Below are 18,958 nucleotides of genomic sequence, written 5' to 3'. Positions count from 1 at the left end.
GATCCGTTTTCCGCAGGAAAACGGATCCCACCCCTTCTTGTTTTCCGATACACCTCATCCACGCATAGCGTGGAAAACCCACCGTCACACGGAAACTGTCGGGGGTGGGGCGGCGTGGGCTGGCAGGACCGTTGGCGCCATGGATGGCGCCATCGAGCCCCCAGGGATGGGTTTACGGCGTGTCCTGCCAGCCCACACCGCCCCGCCAAACCAGCAGCAACCCAGAGCTGCTTTTGAGGTTGCTGTTGTCGTTGCTTGAGAAAAGCGGTGCAGCCGCAGGCTGCAAACCCCCCCTCAATCCTGATCGTGCGCGCGTGCGGCCTCCGCCTGGGTCTCCTCCTGCGCGGCCATCTCGCGTGCGATCCACGCATCGATCATATGCCGCTGGCGCTGTGCCTGCCGCCGCTCCCGCGTGTACTCCTGGTCCAGCACCCGGTACAGCGACACCATCACCAGCACCATCAGCAGCGCAAACGGCAACGCCGCAATGGTGATCATGCCCTGCAGCGCATCCAGGCCGCCGGCCAGCAGCAGTGCGCCGGCAATCAGCGCCACGCCCACGCCCCAGGCCAGCTTGCGCTTGGGTGGCGGATCGCCGGCTTCATCGGTGGACATGCTGGCCAGCACCAGCACCGCCGAGTCGGCCGAGGTCACGAAGAAGATCATCAGCAGCACCAGCGCGATGCACGACAGCAGCAACGGCAGCGGCATGCTGTCGAACATCGTGAACAGCACCGTCTCATAGCCATTGCCCAGTGCCTGCATCAGATCGGCCTGGCCGAAGATCTGCATCCAGATCGCGGTACCACCAAACACCGAGAACCAGAAGAAGCCCAGCAGCGTCGGTGCCAGCACCACGCCGATCACGAACTCACGCACGCTGCGCCCGCGCGAGATGCGCGCGATGAATGAACCCACGAAGGGCGCCCAGGAAATCCACCAGGCCCAGTAGAAGATCGTCCAGTCGGCCACCCAGGTGCTGGATGAGAACGGCGACATGCGCAGGCTCATCGTCACCAGTTGGTTGAGGTAGGAGCCCAGCGTGGTGGTGAACGTGTTGAAGATCGCACCGGTCGGGCCAAGCACGAGGACCAGCAGCAACAGCACGGCGGCCAACGCCAGATTGAAATTGGACAGCCATTTGACGCCGCGGTCGACGCCGCTGAGCGTGGAAGCCATGTACAACACGAACGCCACCGCAATGATCACCAGCTGCAGCGGAGCACCCGCGTGCAGGCCGAACACGCGCTCCATGCCGGCGGCGATCTGGATGGTGCCGAAGCCCAGCGTGGTAGCGACACCAATCGCAGTGGCGACGACGGCAGCGATGTTGACCACGCGGCCGATCCAGCCGCGGTGGTGGCGGCCGATGATCGGCTGCAGCATGTCACTGACCAACCCACGGCCGTTGCGGTTGAACTGGAACCAGGCCATTGCCAGGCCGATCAGCGCATAGATGGCCCAGGGGTGCAGGCCCCAATGGAAGAACACGTAGCGCATGGCAGCACGCGCAGCGTCCATGCTTTCAGGTGCCAGCCCTTCCGGTGGCTTGCTGAAGTGCGAAATGGGCTCGGCGGCGCCCCAGAACACCAGACCGATGCCCATGCCAGCGGCGAACAGCATCGACATCCAGCTGGCCCGCGAGAACTCCGGTTCGGCGTCTTCGCCACCGATGCGCAGGTTGCCGAAGCGGCCAAAGGCCAGATACATCAGGAACACAAGCGCCAGGAACACGACCAGCAGGTACAGCCAGCCGATGCCGCGGATGAGTTCGCCGAGGATGCTCTGCACCACGGTATTGAAGGGGCCGGGTGCAACACCGGCGAGCAGCACCAGCAGCAGAACCAGTGCGATGGAAACGCGAAACACCATGAAGGGGCTTCTCCGATCAAGGGATTGAGGGGAGCGAGCAGCGCTTGCTGCGAGGGGCCGGCGACATGCAGCACAGACCGGGCAGGGGCCGCGAAGGCGGCGAGGAAACACCGGCCGCAGCGGCACGATGCGCGTGCACGTTACTGAATGCGATGTCACGGTTCTGTTAATACAGAAACAGCGGATCCACGTCGTGCGTGGCTGGAACAGCCAGGAGCTGCAGTGCGTTCTATGCTCTAATGCACACCAAGAAGCGGGGGTACCGCGGCCATGTGGCCACGGTTGAGACAGTCCCTTGGAACCTGATCCGGCTCATACCGGCGTAGGGAAGCTTTGCAGTGCAGCCGTGCCCGGACTCCGCCCAAGGACCGTTCGTGCGCGGGCGCAGTGCGCCGCCGCTTCGTCCCTGACCTTCCTGGACGATGCCCGATGAACGCACAGCTCTCCGCCCTGCAGCAACAGGCCCAGCAACTCTCCGAATCCGTGACCCGGCCCATTCCCGGCTCGCGCAAGATCCACGTGCCCGGGTCACGCCCGGATCTGCGGGTGCCGATGCGCGAGATCGCGCTGACCCGCACGCCAACCTTGTTCGGTGGTGAAGAGAATGCACCGGTGACCGTTTACGACACGTCGGGCCCGTACACCGATCCCGAGGTGCGCATCGATCTGTCCGCCGGTTTGCCGGAACTGCGTCGCGGCTGGGTGGAAGAGCGCGGTGATACCGAGCAGCTCGAAGGACTGAGTTCTTCGTTCGGCCGTGATCGCGAGCATGACCCGAAGCTCGATGCGGTGCGCTTCCCCGCGCGCAGCCTGCCACGCCGTGCGCGTGCAGGTGCCAACGTCACCCAGATGCACTACGCGCGCCGCGGCATCATCACGCCGGAGATGGAGTTCGTCGCCATCCGCGAAAACCAGCGGCTGGACGCGATCCGCGATGCCGGCCTGCTGCAGCAGCACCCGGGCGAGGCGTTCGGCGCGTCGATCCAGAAGATCATCACCCCGGAATTCGTGCGCGACGAAATCGCCCGTGGCCGTGCGGTGCTGCCCAACAACATCAACCACCCGGAAAGCGAGCCGATGATCATCGGCCGCAATTTCCTGACCAAGATCAACGCCAACATCGGCAACAGCGCCGTCTCTTCGGGCATTGCCGAGGAAGTGGAGAAGCTGGTGTGGGCGATCCGCTGGGGCGGTGACACGGTGATGGACCTGTCCACCGGCAAGCACATCCACGAGACCCGCGAGTGGATCATCCGCAACTCGCCGGTGGCGATCGGTACCGTGCCGATCTACCAGGCGCTGGAAAAGGTCGATGGCCGTGCCGAGGCACTTACCTGGGAGATCTTCCGCGACACGCTGATCGAGCAGGCCGAGCAGGGCGTGGACTACTTCACCATCCATGCCGGCGTGCTGCTGCGCTATGTGCCGCTCACCGCCAAGCGCGTGACCGGCATCGTCAGCCGCGGTGGATCGATCATGGCCAAGTGGTGCCTGGCGCACCACAAGGAAAATTTCCTCTACACGCATTTCGAAGACATCTGCGAGATCATGAAGGCCTACGACGTAACCTTCTCGCTGGGTGACGGCCTGCGCCCGGGCTGCATCGCCGATGCCAACGACGCCGCGCAGTTCGGTGAGCTGGAAACGTTGGGTGAGCTGACGAAGATTGCCTGGAAGCACGATGTGCAGACCATGATCGAAGGCCCCGGCCACGTGCCGATGCAGCTGATCAAGGAGAACATGGACAAGCAGCTGCGTGAGTGTGGCGAGGCGCCGTTCTACACGCTGGGGCCGCTGACCACCGATATCGCGCCCGGCTACGACCACATCACCAGCGCGATCGGCGCGGCAATGATCGGCTGGTTCGGTACGGCCATGCTCTGCTACGTGACGCCGAAGGAGCATCTCGGCCTGCCCAACCGCCAGGATGTGCGCGACGGCATCATGGCCTACCGCATCGCCGCGCATGCGGCTGATCTGGCCAAGGGCCATCCGGGTGCGCAGGTGCGCGACAACGCATTGAGCAAGGCGCGCTTCGAGTTCCGCTGGGAAGACCAGTTCCACCTTGGCCTGGATCCGGAGAAGGCCAAGGAGTTCCACGACGAGACCCTCCCGAAGGATGCGCACAAGCTGGCGCACTTCTGCTCGATGTGCGGTCCGCACTTCTGTTCGATGAAAATCACCCAGGACGTACGCGACTACGCCGAGGCCGGCATGAAGGAGAAGTCGGAGGAGTTCCGCGCGGCCGGTGCCGAGGTCTACCACCAGGGGTGATGCGTAACGGGTAGTGCCGGGCAATGGCCGGCACTACCGTTCATCACGCCGCGCCCGGCTATCCTCCGCGCATCGCCCAGGGGAAAGGACGCCATGCCCGTTGCCATGACCACCCGTTGGCTGGCCATCGCCCGCCGCCATCCTTCGGCCTGGCTGTTGGCCGCCCAGTTGATCGCAGTGCTGCTGTATCCCGCCCTCGATGACACCGCCGGTGGCCGGGCGGCGCTGGGCATGTTCGGCATGGCGGTACTCGGCCTGGCGCTGTGGGTGGTCCAGCGCAGTCCGCTGGGCACCTGGCTGGCGTTGCTGCTGGCCATTCCCTCGGTGGTGTTCTCGCTGGCTGGCGCGCTGTTGGATCGCACCGGCCTGCTCACCACTGCGCAGCTGCTGGAGAGCCTGCTGTACTTCTATACGGCGGGCGCGTTGATCGCCTACATGCTGCAGGACCATAAAGTCACCCGGGACGAACTGTTCGCTGCGGGAGCGACCTTCACCTTGCTGGCGTGGGCCTTCGCGTTTGCTTTCGCTGTGTGCCAGCAGTGGTATCCGGGCAGTTTCCACGGCACCGGCGGTGGTGATCAGCGCAGTTGGATGGAGCTGCTTTATCTGAGCTTCAGCTTGCTGTCCGGAGTGGGATTAAGCGATGTAGTACCGCTGCATCCGCAAGCGCGGGCTTTGGTAATGCTGGAGCAGTTCGCAGGGGTGATGTACGTCGCGCTTGTGGTGTCGCGGCTGGTCGGATTGACGATGCTGCGACGCGTGTGAAAATGAACGCCAGATAAAAATATCGCGCCCAAGAGGGCGCGAATGGTGATGCAGATTATGTGAATGCGTCGGCGAGAGAGAGCCTGAGTGTCGACCCCGTCATAGGCGGGGTAACCGGCATAGGCTAATATTCGTATGCGTAATTGTTTTTGCGGTATGCGCCGATGCTTTGTGCGGAATCTGGCTTTTTGTTGTCCCTGCAGGCGGACGGTATCGCTGGTGAAACCTGCCCAGGCCCGTCCCTACTGTATATCGGAAAATGAACAGCAGCGAAATACAGCCGCCCGACGCTGACCGTATCCAGGTTGGCGAATGCGTCGTTACCTTGTCCTCGCGAGAGGTCGAGGCTGCGGGTGCGCGTCGTCCACGCCGGCTCACGCCAAAGGCACTGGGTGTGCTGCGAGTGTTGCTGCGGCAGCCGGGGCGGGTGGTTACCCGCGAGGAGCTGTTTGCCGAGGTGTGGCCCGACACGCTGCCCACCAACGACGTGCTGACCCAGGCGGTCACCCAGCTGCGCAAGGCGTTTGCCAACGACGAAGACAACGGGCAGGCCTACATCGAGACCATCGCCAAGAGCGGCTACCGCTTGTTGGTGCCGGTGCAGGTGCTGGACACGCCCGAGCCTGTCATGGACATCGTCGAGTTGGCCGATCCGTCCTTGCCATTGGCAGCCGCCGTGGCTGCGGCCCCGGACGGTGCTGCGTTGCCAGTGCCGGGTCTGCGCCGGACATGGCGGCAGGTGCGGCGCCAGGTATTGCTGGCCACCGGCATTTTGATGCTCGTGACGGTGATCGTGCTGACGATGCTGTTGCTGCGGCGCGCTCCGGCGGCAAGTTCACCGGTGGACGAGGCTGTCGAGAACGGTGTCCGTGTGATCGGCAGCCCGCAGCGGCCGTACCGGCTGATCACCGCGACCAGTGGGTTCGAGACGTATCCAACGCTTTCGCCGGATGGTTCCCAGGTTGCCTACGAAGGCGCCAATGAGGACGGCAACGGCGGCGGAGCAATCAAGGTGCAGACGTCTGGCAATGCGCCCGCCCGCCAGTTGTTGGTGCCCCCGGCCGGTGCCAGTGATCGTTTCCCGAGCTGGTCGCCGGATGGGCGCGAGATCGCGTTTGCGCGGTTCAGTGCCGATGGTGGCTGCCAGGTGCTGATCGCCAGTGCCACGGGTGGGGCCCTGCGCCAGGCCACACGTTGTGACGGCACCGAACTGCTCAGCTTCGACTGGACCCCGGACGGCCGTGGGCTGGTGTTCGGCAGCATGGTCGGGCGCTACGCGCATCGCGGCATCCGCGTGCTCGACCTGGCCAGTGGCCAATGGCGCGACCTGGACTACAGCGTCGATGCCGATGACTTCGACTACGCGCCGCGTTATTCGCCCGACGGCAAGTGGCTGGTGTTCGTGCGCAATCCACAGATGGGTGATCTGTGGCGGATGCCCGCCAACGGCGGTACTCCGGAGCAGCTGACCAACGAAGCAGCGGAACAGCGAGGCTGGGCCTGGCTGGGGGATGGACGCACCATCGTATTCGGCCGTCGCGTCGACAGCGAAGTGCGCCTGTATTACCTCGACGTTGAGCGCCGTACGCTGCGCGACGCGGGCCTGGACGATGCGCAGTGGCCCGCGGTCTCGCGGCATGGCGGTGTATTGGCGTTCGTTCACCGGCGTGCGCAGTTCGGGGTGTTCAAGGTGCCCACCGAGGGAGGACACGCCGAGCGCCTGTTTGCCTCCAGTGGCCGTGACGGCCAGCCGATGGCCGCCCCCGATGGTCGGCAACTGGTTTTCACCTCCGATCGTTCCGGCAGTTTCGCCCTGTGGTGGGCGGACATGCAGCGGCCGGATTCGCTGCGGCCGATCGAGGGCCTGCGGCCGGAGGGACGGCAGGCACCGGACTGGTCCGCCGACAGCCGCCACCTGCTGGTGGTGGGACGTGATGAGCACGGGCGCACGGTGGTCTATGAAATCTCACCACGCGATGAGCGCCTGCAGCCATTACCGGTGCCTGCGGAACAACCGTTGCAGGCGTTGTACGCGGCAACCGAGAATCAGCTGCTGGTGGTCGAGCGCGACGCGGACCAGCGCACCCGCTTGAGCCTGTTTGATCGCAGCACGCAACCGTGGCGTCGGTTGGCCAGCATCGATGGGGTGTCGCAGGCTCGCTTCGATCGCGGCAGCGGACGGATCCTGTTCACGCGCCTTGCCGCCGGTGGACTGTGGTCGGTCGATCCTGCGTTGTCGTCGGCCAGCGTGCGCCAGATCAGTGAAGACCGGCCGAGCCGCTGGCGCTACCGCACCTGGACCGTTGCCGGCAGTGGTGGCGTCGGTTACCTCGGAACCTCCACCCAGTGCGGCACGACCCTGGTCAGGATCGAGGCGGGAACCGAGACGCCGGAGCGCTGCCTCGACCCGCAGCGGCTCAGTGCAGGCAATGGAATCAGTGCCAGCGCCGATGGGCGCGAGCTGTATGTGGCCCTGGCGGTCAGTGACGGTGCAGACATCGGCGTCATGCGGCTGCCAGAGCAAGCCCCGGCACTGTTCCCGGCGATCTCCAGAATATTGATTTTGAAGAAGAATTTTTCTTCGTAATTCTTTCGTGTGGTTCTCGCCGCGAATTCGTGGCGATCTCGGCTGTCTTTCCTGACACGCTGCCGCCCGATTGGGCAAAACGGAGGCCTGTACTTGGCAAATCCGTGGTGCCCCCATGCGTCAACTCTCGCTGGCCGATCGTGGCCAAACCGTTTCCCTCGACAAGGCCCTTGATGACGTGGCGCCCACCTGCCTGGGGGTTGCCCGGCTGGGCAGCCTGCAGACCGCGGGGAACAACTTCACGGTCTGGATGCAGGTTCGTGGCAGTTCCTGGGTGGAGGCCAAGGAAGGTCGCTTCCGGTTGCGTCAGGGCGAGTGGATCGCCTTCGAGAAGGAATCCCGACCGTTGGTGCAGGCGGGCCGCAACGGGCTCTGCGTGGGATTGAACCTGAATGTCGAAGCGCTGCGGGTGCTGACCGAGATGGCCGACTGTGGCCTGTATGCCGGCCGCGGCCGGATGGGGCGCAGTGACGCACGGGTCGGCCTGCGGCTGTGGCGCGATGCGTTGGCCAGTGGCCAGCCCGCCCAGGCTCTGCGGCCCCTGCTGCTGCACCTGGCCAGCCTCCAGCGGGGCCTGGCCGAGAACGTGCAGCGCTGCCCAGGGCGTTCGCGCAGCCGCAAGCGCCAGGTGTTCGGGCGCATGCAGCGCGCGCGGCTCTACCTGGAGGGCAACAGCCACCGCGTGGTGCGGATCGGTGAGCTGGCCGAGCTGACCAACTTCTCCAGCTGGTACCTCTCCAAGACCTTCCAGAGCCTGTACGAAGAAAGCCCGCAGTCGCTTTCGGCCCGGTTGCGCCTCGAGCGTGCGGCTGACCTGCTGCGTGATACCGACATGATGGTGGGCGAAGTGGCCGCTGCCAGCGGTTTCGACAACTGCTGCAGCTTCGCGCGTGCCTTCCGCGCCCGTTATGGCCAGTCGGCTTCGCGGTTCCGCGAGAACGGCGGTCTCCTGCCGCCACATTCTGCAAAGTCTCCGGTTGGGTCGCGCAAATACAGCGTCGCAACGCAATCGTAACGTGCTGGGGTGTTTTAACACGCTGCTAACACGTACCTTGGAGAGATAGATGAACGTTTGTAATCCCGCAGTGCGGCTCGGCCTGCTGCCTGCCGGCATCGCGCTGGCGCTGGCGCCGGCCTTTGCTTCCGCCCAGGAAGCAAAGCCCACGACCGACCTGGACCGCATTTCGGTCACCGGCTCGCGCATCCGCCAGGCGAGCATGGAAACCGCGCAGCCCGTGATCGCGCTGCAGCGTGCCGACATCGAGAAGCAGGGCTTCACCAGCGTCGGCGACATCGTGCAGAACCTGTCGGCGACCGGTTCGCCGGCCATCAGCCGCGCTGATGCCCTGACCTCGGGCGAAGAAGTGGGCGGCCAGTACGTCGACCTGCGCGGTCTGGGCCCGGAGCGCACCCTGGTGCTGCTGGACGGCAAGCGCATGGGCGTCAGCACCGGTGGCTACACCGACCTGGCCTCCATCCCGACCTCGGTGGTCGAGCGCATTGAAGTGCTGACCGACGGCGCTTCGGCGATCTACGGCTCCGACGCCATCGCCGGCGTGATCAACATCATCACCCGCAAGAACTTCGACGGTCTGGAAGCCAGCGTCTACGGCGGTCAGTACAACAAGGGCGACGGCGAGAAGCAGGTCTACAACTTCGTCTACGGCCAGACCGGTGAGCGTGGTTCGATCACCTTCGGCGCCGAGTACAGCAAGGAAGATCCGGTCTGGGCGAAGGATCGTGCCTTCAGCCGTTACCCGAACGGTCAGTTCCACCCGAACCCGACGGATACGGACGCCAACGGCTGGTCGCCGGCGTCCAACCACGGCGTGCTGATCGACAGCAACGACAACTGGTACACCCGCGCCAACAACGGCTCGGGCAACACCATGGCCGATTTCCGCGAGTTCGGCACGGCTGACTACACCAATGCCAGCCAGGAAATGTGGCTGCAGAACAAGCTGACCCGTCGTTCGGTGTTCGCCAACGGCAACTACGACTTCACCGACAACATCCGCGGTACCGCGAATGTGCTGTACACCAAGCGTACGGCGACCCAGCAGATCGCTGGCTATCCGTACCAGTCGGAGGTCTATGAGACCCCGCTGTCGGCCAACAGCATCTACAACCCGCTGGGCACGGACGCGAACTTCATCCGTCGTACGTCCGAAGTGCCGCGCCAGACCGAGTCCGAGCAGGAGACCTTCCGCTTCTCGGCCGGCCTGGAAGGTTCGTTCGAGTTCGGCGACAAGTTCTGGGATTGGGACGTGGGCTACGTCTACAACCAGAACAAGGGCGTGAAGACCGGCACCGGCAACCTGTTCATTCCGAACGTGCAGAACGCGGTCGGACCGTCCTTCATGGATGGCGACGTTGCCCGTTGCGGCACCCCGGGTCATGTCATCGCAGGCTGTACCCCGTGGAACCCGCTGGCACCGTACGGCTCGACCGGCAACGGCTCGCTGGCCGATCCGGCCCTGCAGGCCTACCTGTACCTGCCGAGCCACGACACCTACACCAACACCACCAAGGCGTACAGCGCCAACATCGGTGGCTCGCTGTTCTCGCTGCCGGCCGGTGAACTGGCCATTGCCGCCGGTTACGAGCACCGTGAAGAAAGCGGTGAGTACAACCCGGATGCGCTGCTGCAGTCCGGCCTGAGCACCGATCTGGCTGGCAAGCCGACCAAGGGCAGCTACAAGCTCGACGAGTTCTACGTCGAACTGAACGTGCCGGTGCTGGCCGACATGCCGTTCGCCAAGGAGCTGTCGCTCGACATGGCCGGCCGTTACTCGGACTACAACACCTTCGGCGATACCATCAACAGCAAGTTCGGCCTGAAGTGGAAGCCGATCGACGACCTGCTGGTGCGTGCGACCTACTCGACCGGCTTCCGCGCCCCGAGCATCTCCAACATGTACGGTGGCACGTCGCAGACCTTCGACGCCTACACCGATCCGTGTGACAGCAGCTTCGGCTCGGCCGCGCGCAACGCCTCGGTGGCGGCTGCCTGCCAGGCACGCGGCGTTCCGGCCAACTTCCGCCAGATCACCTCCGGCGGTGCGCAGTCGACCGGCCCGGGCACCCAGTCCTACAGCGCTTTCGAGTCGGGCTCCAACCCGGAACTGAAGCCGGAAACCTCCAAGACCTGGACCGCCGGCCTGGTGTACAGCCCGAACTTCGTGCAGGGCCTGGACGTCAGCCTCGACTGGTGGAAGATCCGCATCAACAACGTGATCGCCGCCGAGTCGGTGACCTCGATCCTCAACCAGTGCTACGTGCTGGGCGTGGCGTCGGCGTGTGAGCGTTTCGAACGCGGTACCGACGGCCGTGCCGTCAACCAGGTGGTCGACGTCACCCGTACCCTGATCAACGGTGGTTACCAGGAAACCGCAGGTTACGACCTGGGCGTCAAGTACCGCCTGCCGGAGTTCTCCTTCGGCAAGTTCGTCATCGACTGGAAGACCACCTACGTCGATTACCTCGAGTACAAGCGTGACAACGAAGCCGAAACCCCGGTCGAGCAGCACAACAGCTGGGCGACCGGCGATTGGGGTGCCAACTTCCGCGTCCGTTCGAACCTCAACGTCGACTGGACCCTGGGCAACCTGGGCGTGAACTGGGGCGTGCGTTACTACTCGGGCATGAAGGAGCCGTGCTCCTACGATACCGAGTGCAACCTGCCTGACTTCACCTCGGCGTACACCCTGGGTCAGCCGAGCCGCAAGGTGGGTTCGAACACCTTCCACGACGTGCAGGTGCGTTACAACCTGCCGTGGGAAGCCACTGTCTCGCTGGGCGCCAACAACGTGTTCAACCACGAAGGCCCGGTCATGTACAGCCAGCCGAACTCGAGCTTCTCCTACTACGGTGGCTTCGATATCGGTCGCTTCTACTACATGAAGTACACCCAGCGCTTCTGATTGTTTGAAGTGCGATAGCAGTACCGGGAGGGCGGACCGCAAGGTCCGCCCTCTTTTTTTGTAAGGGAGTTCCGAAATGCGGTGTTCGCCCAGACCGGTGGCGTCTGTGGGGGCGGGCTGTACTGCGAGGAACTGCGTCAGGAATGCCTGGCTGCAGGCAAGTCCAAGGTCCTGTGCGATCTGCAGTATCGCCACTGCGTGCAGGATGCCTGCGGCGCGCGCTGATGCAAAAAAAGGCGCGCCCCTGGGCGCGCCTTCGAGGTTCTTCCTGCGTTGACGGCTCAGACCTCGCTGGGTACCAGTCCCATCAACGCATTGGCATGCTCGCGCCATTGCGGCAGCTTGTTGAGTACACCCGCGCGTTGCAGGTAGTCCTCGTCCACCGGATCGCCATTGACCAGTGCCAGTGCCACGTGCACCGCGCCGGTCACCCAGAAGCTGCGCGTATTGGCACGCTGCGGCTGCAGATGGAAGGCGACCGCTTCGATGATCGGCATCGGCAGGCCCCACAGGCCCAGCAGATAAGCGCCGGCTTCGGCGTGGCCGGGGCGGGTGTCACCGGCCAGCGACGGCTCGCTGCGTTCGTTGCGTACGCCCGGCAGCAGCAGGCCGATGTCGGCCAGCAGTGCGGCGGTCGCGCCCAGCTCGGCGCTGGATTCGGGCAGCAGGCGTGCCGCCAGGCGCGAGGCAAGCAGGGCGCGCTGCTGTAGTGAATTACGCTCGGCCGTGGACAGCGTCGGTGCCGAGAACACCTCGCTGGCCAGTACCAGATCGCGCAGCGTCGACAGGCCGAGGCGGGTCACGGCGGTGCGCAGGTCGGCGATGGTGCGGCCCTGGCTGAAGAACGCCGAGTTCGACAGCTGCAGTACCTTGGCGGCGATGGCCGGATCGGCGGCCACCAGCTTGGCGACGTCGGCGCTGTCGGCGTCATCGTCATGTTCCAGTGCCTGGGTCAGGCTCAGGTACAGGTGCGGCGGCGAGGGCAGCTTCTCGATACGGCCGATGGCGTCGCGCAGGCGTGGGCTGTCCAGCACTTCGCGCAGCTCCTCCAGGCTGGTCAGCGCTTCCAGTAGAACTTCCGGCGCCAATGGCAGCGGCAGGAAGCGATGGGCGACGCCGATCAGGCGTGCCGGCGGCGGCCGGTTGCCATGCTGGGCGTCCACCAGCGCAATGCGGATGGTTTCCGGGCGCAAGGTCCGGATCTGGCCGAGCAGCGTGGTGGCATTGAGGTCCGGCAGCTGCGGGCAGACGATCACCGCATCCACGCCCTGCGTGGCCACCGCGGTCATCGCGGTCTGGCCATCGGCGGCGGTCAACGGCTGCCAGTCTTCCCCAAGATCGGCAATGAATTCGGTCAGCTCAGCCGGCAGGCTGGCTGCATCCCCAACAAGCAGAATACGCACGACACATTCCCCTGGCTGTCTCGACGATGGATGTCGATGACGTGTGAAGTGACGCAATTTACCTAATACGGCGGCACGTGTGATGTGCCGTCGTCGTGAAACGTGACCCGCATCGCTCCGGCAGGGCCTGCCGGAGCGATCCGGTTCAGGCTCAGGCCTTGCTGTCGAGATGGCGCTGGTGCGCCTCGATCAGGATCTGCTTGGCCTCAGCGGCGCCGCCCCAACCATCCAGCTTGACCCACTTGCCCTTCTCCAGGTCCTTGTAATGCTCGAAGAAGTGGCCGATTCGCTCCAGCCAGTGGCTGGACACCTGGGCGATGTCTTCGACGTGAGCGTAGCCACTGAAGATCTTCGAGACCGGCACGGCCAGGATCTTCTCGTCGCTGCCTGCCTCATCGCTCATCTTCAGCACGCCGACCGGACGGCAGCGCACGACCGAGCCCGGCACCAGCGGCAGCGGCAGCACCACCAGCACGTCGGCCGGGTCGCCGTCGCCGCACAGGGTGCTCGGCACGTAGCCGTAGTTGCAGGGGTAGCGCATCGGGGTGGACAGGATGCGGTCGACGAAGATCGCGCCGGTTTCCTTGTCCACTTCGTACTTCACCGGCTCCGAGTCCTTCGGGATCTCGATGATGACGTTGATTTCTTCCGGCGGGTTCTTGCCGGGCGAGACGAGTTCCAGACCCATGGTGTGCTCCAGGTGGGGGATATAGACGGATAGCTCCCCATTTTATGCCTTTGCCGGGCGCTGTGCAGGGGAGGGGGGCCGACAGTACGGCACGGCGGCCGCCCACACGTGCTGGTGGGGTTGCCCGATGGGGACGTCGGGACGCCGGGTGCAGGCTGGAACCCTCATCCCAAGGAGCTCCCGCATGAAAGCATCTGCCCTGTCGATCGGCCTGGCCTGCGCGCTGCTGATGGTGTCGCCGGTACAGGCGCTTCCCTATGCCGACCTGATCGACTACCCGCACCAGGAGGCCAACTGGGACCGCTTCTTCGCTCTGGAAGGCCGTCTGCAGCATGGCTTCGATGCCATCTGTGGCGACACCTTCTGCGAGGGCGAATACAGCGACATCCGGGCGCTGCGCCTGCGTTGTTCGGTGGATGCGGTGCGCGGCACGGTGCACGAGTGCCTGTGGGCATTCGCCGCCAGTGACCTGGCCGTATCGCGGAATGACGGTGCGATCGTGGCGCGGCAGCCGACCTGGCTGTGCCGGCTACCGCTCATGCCGGGCACGGCGGTGGAGGACTTCCATGCTGCCCTGGCGGCTCGCAATCCGCTGCACGACCCGCTGCCAGGCACGTCGCAAAGCGCCTATGACGGACTGACCGAGTGCATTCACTGATGGGAACGTGACTGATTCGCATTTGCGGAGTAGCATGCGCGGCGCCTTCTGCCTGTCGTCCCGGTTCCGCGCATGTCCTCCAATGCCGCCTCCCTTACCGAACTGCTGATCCGCGAGCGGCCCGCGCTGCTGCGCCGGGTGCAGCGCATACTCGGCGGCGACAACGGCGCCGAGGACGTGATCCAGGCTGTGTGGTTCAAGGCCCGCGGGGTCGACGACAGTCAGTCCATCGATAACCCGCGCGCCTATCTGTACCGGTTGGCCGCGAACCTGGCCACCGACCACGGCCGCGAATCGACCCGGCGCAGCCGCCTGCTGGCCGATCACTACCTGTGGGGGCCGGACGAGGTGATCTCGACCGAGGAGCATGCGATGGCACAGGACGAGCTGCAGCGGGTGCTCGACGCGGCAGGACACCTGCCGGAGCCGACCCGCACCATCTTCCGGCTCAACCGCCTGCAGGGCCTGACCCAGGCCGAGATCGCCCGCCGTCTCGGGGTATCGGTGACCACCGTCGAGAACCATGTGCGCAGCGCACTGCAACGACTGGCCTGGGCGCGCAGCGGCCGATGATCGCCCCGGCTTGGGGCTGGCCTTCGCTGAAACGTCTTGATCACTGGACCGTAGATGCGGTCTAGTTCCTTCGCCCGCGCTTGAATGCGCCTGTCCGCCAGCCGATGAGCCCGCCGAACACGCTGCCCGCCGCCAATGACGATGCCCTGGCCGAACAGGCCCGGGGCTGGATTGCGTGGCTGGCCTCGGGTGACATCGGCGAGGGGCGCATGCACGAGTTCGAGCGCTGGCTGGCACAACCGGGGCACCGACGCGCCTTCGAACACGAGCGTGCGCTGTGGCGCAGTGTCGGGCCGCGCCCGCAGGCCACACCGGTCAAACGACGTCGACCGCGGCGGCTGCGCTGGGCAATGACCGCGGCGGCGGCACTGGCGATGCTGGTCGCCTGGCCCGAGGCCTGGTTGCGGCTGCAGGCCGACCATCGCAGCACGCATGTCGTGCAGAACGTGCAACTGCCCGATGGAAGTCGCGCCGTGCTGGATGCGGACAGCGCGATCGCCGTGCGCTTCGATGCACATGCGCGCGAGATCGAGCTGCTGCGTGGACGCGCCTGGTTCGAAGTCAGCCCGGATGCACAGCGGCGTTTCAGCGTGCGTGCGGGCAATGGTGTGGTCGAGGACATCTCCACCGCGTTTACCGTCGCGCGTGGCGATGATCGGGTGGAAACCCAGGTCGGGCAGGGCAGGGTGCGTGTGGCCAGCCCGGCCGACGGTGGCTGGACCTACCTGCAGGTGGGCCAGCGTGCCGTCTATGGCAGGCGCAGCGGCGTGATGCGTCTGCAGGATGTGGCCGCCGACAGTGTGGGTGCCTGGCGACAGGGTGAGCTGCTGCTGGAGCAGGCCAGCGTCGCCGACGCCGTGCAGTGGGTGGGGCGCTATCGCGCCGGCCCGACCTTCGTGCGCGGTGACCTGTCGCGACTGCCCGCAGTGAGTGCCGCATTGCGCATCGATCGCCCGGAGCAGGCGCTCGATGCACTGGCAGCAACAGCAGGTTTGCAGGTCACTCGCCTGCCGCTCGGCGTCGCCATCATCCATCCGTAGATCCACGCCGTGCGTGGATGACTGTCCCTGTGCCGACCAATGGTCGGCGCCCACCGCTGCAACCAGCAGACCAACGGTCGGCACCCACCGCGACCGCAAATCGCTCTTGGGGTTGCCACGTTTTCATCCGTCTTACTCCGCGAACGTACCCGCCGCCGCCACGTACGTCGCCGTGTCCGCCCGTGTTGCGGATGACGCCGCGCCTGCGGCACCGATTACCTGACAGGTTCCCCATGTTCGACTCCCACCGCACGGGCCGCGCGCTGCGCCCGTCCCGCCTGTGCATCGCCCTGCTGGCTGCCGGCCTAGCCACTGCCACGCCATCCGTGCTGGCGCAGAACGCCAGCGGCGATCACGCTGCCGTGCAGCGGTTCGACATTCCCGCGCAGCCGCTGGATGAAGCGCTGCGCAGCTATATGCGCCAGTCCGGCGTGCAGGTCGTGTATCCGGCCACTCTGGCCCGGGGTGTGACCTCGCGTGCGGTCAATGGCAGCCTGCCGGCCAACGAGGCGCTGCAGCTGCTGCTGCAGGGCAGTGGCCTGGCGGTGCGCCGGGTCAGCGCAGATGCAGTCACGCTGGAAGCGGCGACGCCGGCGCAGGCCGACAGCGGTGTGATCGTCACCGATACGCTGAGCGTGGCCGGTAACCGCGTCGATGCGGGCGCGACCAGCGACGAGGCGCGCCTGCTCGACAGCTATCGCAGCGTCGGCTCCACCACCACGCTCAACCGCACGCACCTGGAACGTTTCCGCGGCACCTCCAACGGCGACATCATCAAGGGCGTGGCCGGTGTTACTGCCGGCGATCCGCGCGTCGGCAATGGCTTCGACGTCAACATCCGCGGTATCCAGGGCCAGGGTCGCGTGCCGGTGATCATCGATGGCGGCCAGTCCAGCATGGATACCTATCGCGGCTATGCTGGCCAGTCACAGCGCACCTACCTTGACCCGGACCTGATCTCCAGCCTGACCATCACCAAGGGCCCGAGCCTGCAGGCCAATGCCTCCGGTGGCATCGGTGGCGTGGTCGAGATGGAGACGCTGAAGATCGGTGACGTGCTGCGCGAAGGCCGCGACTTCGGCGTGCGCGTGCGTGGCGGCCTGGCCAACGCCAGCGCCAACAACCTGCCGTCCTACAGCGCCGCGCCGCGCAGCGATCGCAGCGCCACCGGCAGCCAGTTCTTCAACGTGGCTGCGGCCGGTCAGTGGGACCGCTTCGATCTGGTTGCTGCCTACGCCTACCGCGACAGTGGAAACTACTTCTCTGGCAAGCACGGCTACGACGACTTCCCGCAGACCCGGCGCACGCTGGCACCGCTGAACCCGCCGCACACCGAGGTCTTCAATACCTCGGCGCGCTCGAAGTCGGCGCTGCTCAAGGGCACCTGGCGCATCGACGACGCGCAGACGCTGGAGGCCGGTTACCGCCGCTACGAAGGCACCGCCGGCGAGATCATGGCCTCGCAGATCATCCGTGTGGATCGTGACCGCATTCCGCAATGGGATCCGGGCCACGTCGACATGGACAGCTACACGCTGCGCTATCGCTTCAATCCGGACAGCGAGCTGATCGACCTGCGCGTCAATGCCGCGTACACCGACACCGACAGCGTGATGTACAACAGCCTGACCGGTATCACCCCCTGGTACTTCGATCGCCGTACCGAGTGGTACGACGCGCCCAGCTTCAGTGGCGACCCCGGCTACAAGGATGCCTACCGCAACCCGCTGCGACAGAAGCGCTTCGGCCTGGATGCCAGCAACACCTCGAAGTTCGATACTCGTGCCGGTGCGTTCACCCTCGACTACGGCCTGTCCTACAGCGACGAAGACATCGCGCCGGGCAGTTCGGGGCCGGTCATGCACGACGATCTGGTCAACAACCGTTTCCTGCGCAATGCCGAGCGCAAGGAATACAGTGCCGTGGCCTCGCTGAAGTGGCAGCCCGATGAGCAATGGGAACTGCTGGCCGGCGGCCGTTGGAACCGCGTGGATGTGCATGACCGCAACCGCCTGGCCACGCCCGATGCCTATGAAGTGCAGGGCCAGTACCGCTACACCGAGCTGCTCAATGGCAACCCGGCGCTGCCGTCGTGGCGGGCCAAGCGTATCGCGCTGCTGAACTGGTACCCGGACGCCAACGGCAACTTCACCCGGGAATCGCTGCTGGCCTCACCGTACAAGAAGGGCACGGTGGGCGACATCGGTGGCTGGAACTTCTACGACGCCGGCAAGGCGCAGGACCTGGAAGTGCCGGTCAGCTGGACCTGGTCGCAGCCGATCCGCCGTCGCGACACCGCGTTCTCGCCGACTGCCAGCGTGGCCTACCGCTTCAGCGAAGACACCATGGTCTACGTGAAGTATGCCGAAGGCACCAAGCTGCCGAGCCTGTTCGAGACCACGCTGGGCCTGTTCACCGCCGCCAAGCCGGTGGGTGAGCTGAAGCCGGAGCGCGCGCGCAGCTGGGAAATCGGTGCCAGCACCCTCCGCTATGACCTGTTCACTGCAGGTGATCGCCTGGCGCTGAAGCTGGCGTACTTCGATACCCGCATCGACGACCTGATCACCCGTGACTACCGCACGCTGTCGGCCGGCCTGATCCGCAACGTCGACCAGTTCAAGGTCTCGGGCATGGAGTTCCAGTCCAGCTATGACAGCGGCAAGGTATTTGCCGATCTGTCCGCGCACTATTACTTCAAGGCCAAGACCTGCGCGCCGGACATCGCCGCCGAGCGCCGTGCCTACGGCGCACAGCGCAGGAACGGCGAGCTGGCCAACACGCCCGACTGCGTGGATGGTGGCTTCGAAGGCTCGTACACCAATACCCAGAATCCGCCGCGTTACATGGTCAACCTGACCTTGGGCTCGCGCCTGTTCGACGAACGCCTGACCTTCGGTACCCGCGTGGTCCACAACGCCGGCCCGATCAGCAAGCTGGACAAGGACTGGAACGTGGGCCTGTCGGCGATCCAGCAGCTGTACCGGCCGAACACCCTGGTGGATCTGTTCGCCAGCTGGAGCTTCAACGACCAGCTGTCGGTGGAAGCCGGCGTGGACAACCTGACCGACCGCTATTACCTGGACCCGCTTGCCCTGGGCGTGATGCCGGCCCCGGGCCGCACCGCGCGGCTGGCGTTGACCTGGAAGTACTGATCACCAGCGCAGAGCGCCTTTGG

Annotated in this window: 13 protein-coding genes and 1 riboswitch; of the genes, 10 read left to right on the top strand and 3 right to left on the bottom strand. The window is 65.4% G+C overall.

Annotation, left to right across the window (positions count from 1 at the left end; translation table 11 throughout):
- Nucleotides 1-294 precede the first annotated feature (294 nt).
- Nucleotides 295-1,872: a BCCT family transporter gene (locus R1H25_RS17160; RefSeq protein ID WP_241880974.1), complete on the bottom strand. Its 1,578-nt coding sequence runs from the start codon at nucleotides 1,870-1,872 to the stop codon at nucleotides 295-297.
- A 245-nt stretch (nucleotides 1,873-2,117) separates the two neighbouring features.
- Nucleotides 2,118-2,219, top strand: a riboswitch (TPP riboswitch).
- 82 nt (nucleotides 2,220-2,301) lie between these two features.
- Between R1H25_RS17160 and thiC the strand changes: the two genes are divergently transcribed.
- From thiC to R1H25_RS17130, 6 genes are all read left to right on the top strand, one after another.
- Entirely contained in the window at nucleotides 2,302-4,146 is a 1,845-nt protein-coding gene (thiC, locus tag R1H25_RS17155; RefSeq protein WP_317224174.1) for a phosphomethylpyrimidine synthase ThiC, read from the top strand.
- A gap of 93 nt (nucleotides 4,147-4,239) precedes the next feature.
- Entirely contained in the window at nucleotides 4,240-4,911 is a 672-nt protein-coding gene (locus R1H25_RS17150; protein ID WP_088480400.1) for an ion channel, read from the top strand.
- Nucleotides 4,912-5,170: 259 nt separating this feature from the next.
- Entirely contained in the window at nucleotides 5,171-7,498 is a 2,328-nt protein-coding gene (locus R1H25_RS17145) for a winged helix-turn-helix domain-containing protein (RefSeq protein ID WP_317224173.1), read from the top strand.
- 115 nt (nucleotides 7,499-7,613) lie between these two features.
- Complete coding sequence (locus R1H25_RS17140; protein WP_049444442.1) at nucleotides 7,614-8,513, top strand: helix-turn-helix transcriptional regulator; 900 nt, start codon at nucleotides 7,614-7,616, stop codon at nucleotides 8,511-8,513.
- Nucleotides 8,514-8,562: 49 nt separating this feature from the next.
- Nucleotides 8,563-11,421 carry a TonB-dependent receptor gene (locus R1H25_RS17135; protein ID WP_317224172.1) on the top strand — a complete coding sequence of 953 codons (2,859 nt, stop codon included), beginning with the start codon at nucleotides 8,563-8,565 and terminating at the stop codon, nucleotides 11,419-11,421.
- A gap of 81 nt (nucleotides 11,422-11,502) precedes the next feature.
- A complete protein-coding gene (locus R1H25_RS17130) occupies nucleotides 11,503-11,646 on the top strand; it encodes a hypothetical protein (RefSeq protein ID WP_049444439.1) in 144 nt (47 codons plus the stop codon).
- A 56-nt stretch (nucleotides 11,647-11,702) separates the two neighbouring features.
- Here R1H25_RS17130 and R1H25_RS17125 read toward each other — a convergent pair whose 3' ends face one another.
- The gene (locus R1H25_RS17125; RefSeq protein WP_057501192.1) at nucleotides 11,703-12,824 is read right to left on the bottom strand and encodes an HDOD domain-containing protein; all 1,122 of its coding nucleotides are present in this window, start codon (nucleotides 12,822-12,824) and stop codon (nucleotides 11,703-11,705) included.
- Nucleotides 12,825-12,975: 151 nt separating this feature from the next.
- Nucleotides 12,976-13,512, bottom strand: coding sequence for an inorganic diphosphatase (gene ppa / locus R1H25_RS17120; RefSeq protein ID WP_005410935.1), 537 nt, complete (start codon nucleotides 13,510-13,512; stop codon nucleotides 12,976-12,978).
- Nucleotides 13,513-13,696: 184 nt separating this feature from the next.
- Between ppa and R1H25_RS17115 the strand changes: the two genes are divergently transcribed.
- The 4 genes from R1H25_RS17115 to R1H25_RS17100 all read left to right on the top strand — a co-directional run bounded on the left by R1H25_RS17115 (nucleotide 13,697) and on the right by R1H25_RS17100 (nucleotide 18,935).
- Entirely contained in the window at nucleotides 13,697-14,170 is a 474-nt protein-coding gene (locus R1H25_RS17115; protein ID WP_317224171.1) for a hypothetical protein, read from the top strand.
- Nucleotides 14,171-14,242: 72 nt separating this feature from the next.
- Nucleotides 14,243-14,743: an RNA polymerase sigma factor gene (locus tag R1H25_RS17110; protein WP_317224170.1), complete on the top strand. Its 501-nt coding sequence runs from the start codon at nucleotides 14,243-14,245 to the stop codon at nucleotides 14,741-14,743.
- Nucleotides 14,744-14,847: 104 nt separating this feature from the next.
- The gene (locus R1H25_RS17105; protein WP_317224169.1) at nucleotides 14,848-15,783 is read left to right on the top strand and encodes a FecR domain-containing protein; all 936 of its coding nucleotides are present in this window, start codon (nucleotides 14,848-14,850) and stop codon (nucleotides 15,781-15,783) included.
- Nucleotides 15,784-16,016: 233 nt separating this feature from the next.
- Complete coding sequence (locus R1H25_RS17100) at nucleotides 16,017-18,935, top strand: TonB-dependent receptor domain-containing protein (RefSeq protein WP_317224168.1); 2,919 nt, start codon at nucleotides 16,017-16,019, stop codon at nucleotides 18,933-18,935.
- The last annotated feature ends 23 nt before the right edge of the window (nucleotides 18,936-18,958 follow it).

The sequence above is a fragment of the Stenotrophomonas veracruzanensis genome, assembly GCF_032911525.1.
GTDB lineage: Bacteria > Pseudomonadota > Gammaproteobacteria > Xanthomonadales > Xanthomonadaceae > Stenotrophomonas > Stenotrophomonas africana.
The sequence above is the reverse complement of the archived record's forward strand: the minus strand, read 5'-3'. Positions and strand labels throughout refer to the sequence as shown.

Coding starts and splice junctions, on each gene's coding strand:
- R1H25_RS17160 (WP_241880974.1), bottom strand. CDS start 1,872: ATGGTGTTTCGCGTTTCCATCGCACTGGTTCTGCTGCTGGTGCTGCTC.
- thiC (WP_317224174.1), top strand. CDS start 2,302: ATGAACGCACAGCTCTCCGCCCTGCAGCAACAGGCCCAGCAACTCTCC.
- R1H25_RS17150 (WP_088480400.1), top strand. CDS start 4,240: ATGCCCGTTGCCATGACCACCCGTTGGCTGGCCATCGCCCGCCGCCAT.
- R1H25_RS17145 (WP_317224173.1), top strand. CDS start 5,171: ATGAACAGCAGCGAAATACAGCCGCCCGACGCTGACCGTATCCAGGTT.
- R1H25_RS17140 (WP_049444442.1), top strand. CDS start 7,614: ATGCGTCAACTCTCGCTGGCCGATCGTGGCCAAACCGTTTCCCTCGAC.
- R1H25_RS17135 (WP_317224172.1), top strand. CDS start 8,563: ATGAACGTTTGTAATCCCGCAGTGCGGCTCGGCCTGCTGCCTGCCGGC.
- ppa (WP_005410935.1), bottom strand. CDS start 13,512: ATGGGTCTGGAACTCGTCTCGCCCGGCAAGAACCCGCCGGAAGAAATC.
- R1H25_RS17115 (WP_317224171.1), top strand. CDS start 13,697: ATGAAAGCATCTGCCCTGTCGATCGGCCTGGCCTGCGCGCTGCTGATG.
- R1H25_RS17110 (WP_317224170.1), top strand. CDS start 14,243: ATGTCCTCCAATGCCGCCTCCCTTACCGAACTGCTGATCCGCGAGCGG.
- R1H25_RS17105 (WP_317224169.1), top strand. CDS start 14,848: ATGAGCCCGCCGAACACGCTGCCCGCCGCCAATGACGATGCCCTGGCC.
- R1H25_RS17100 (WP_317224168.1), top strand. CDS start 16,017: ATGTTCGACTCCCACCGCACGGGCCGCGCGCTGCGCCCGTCCCGCCTG.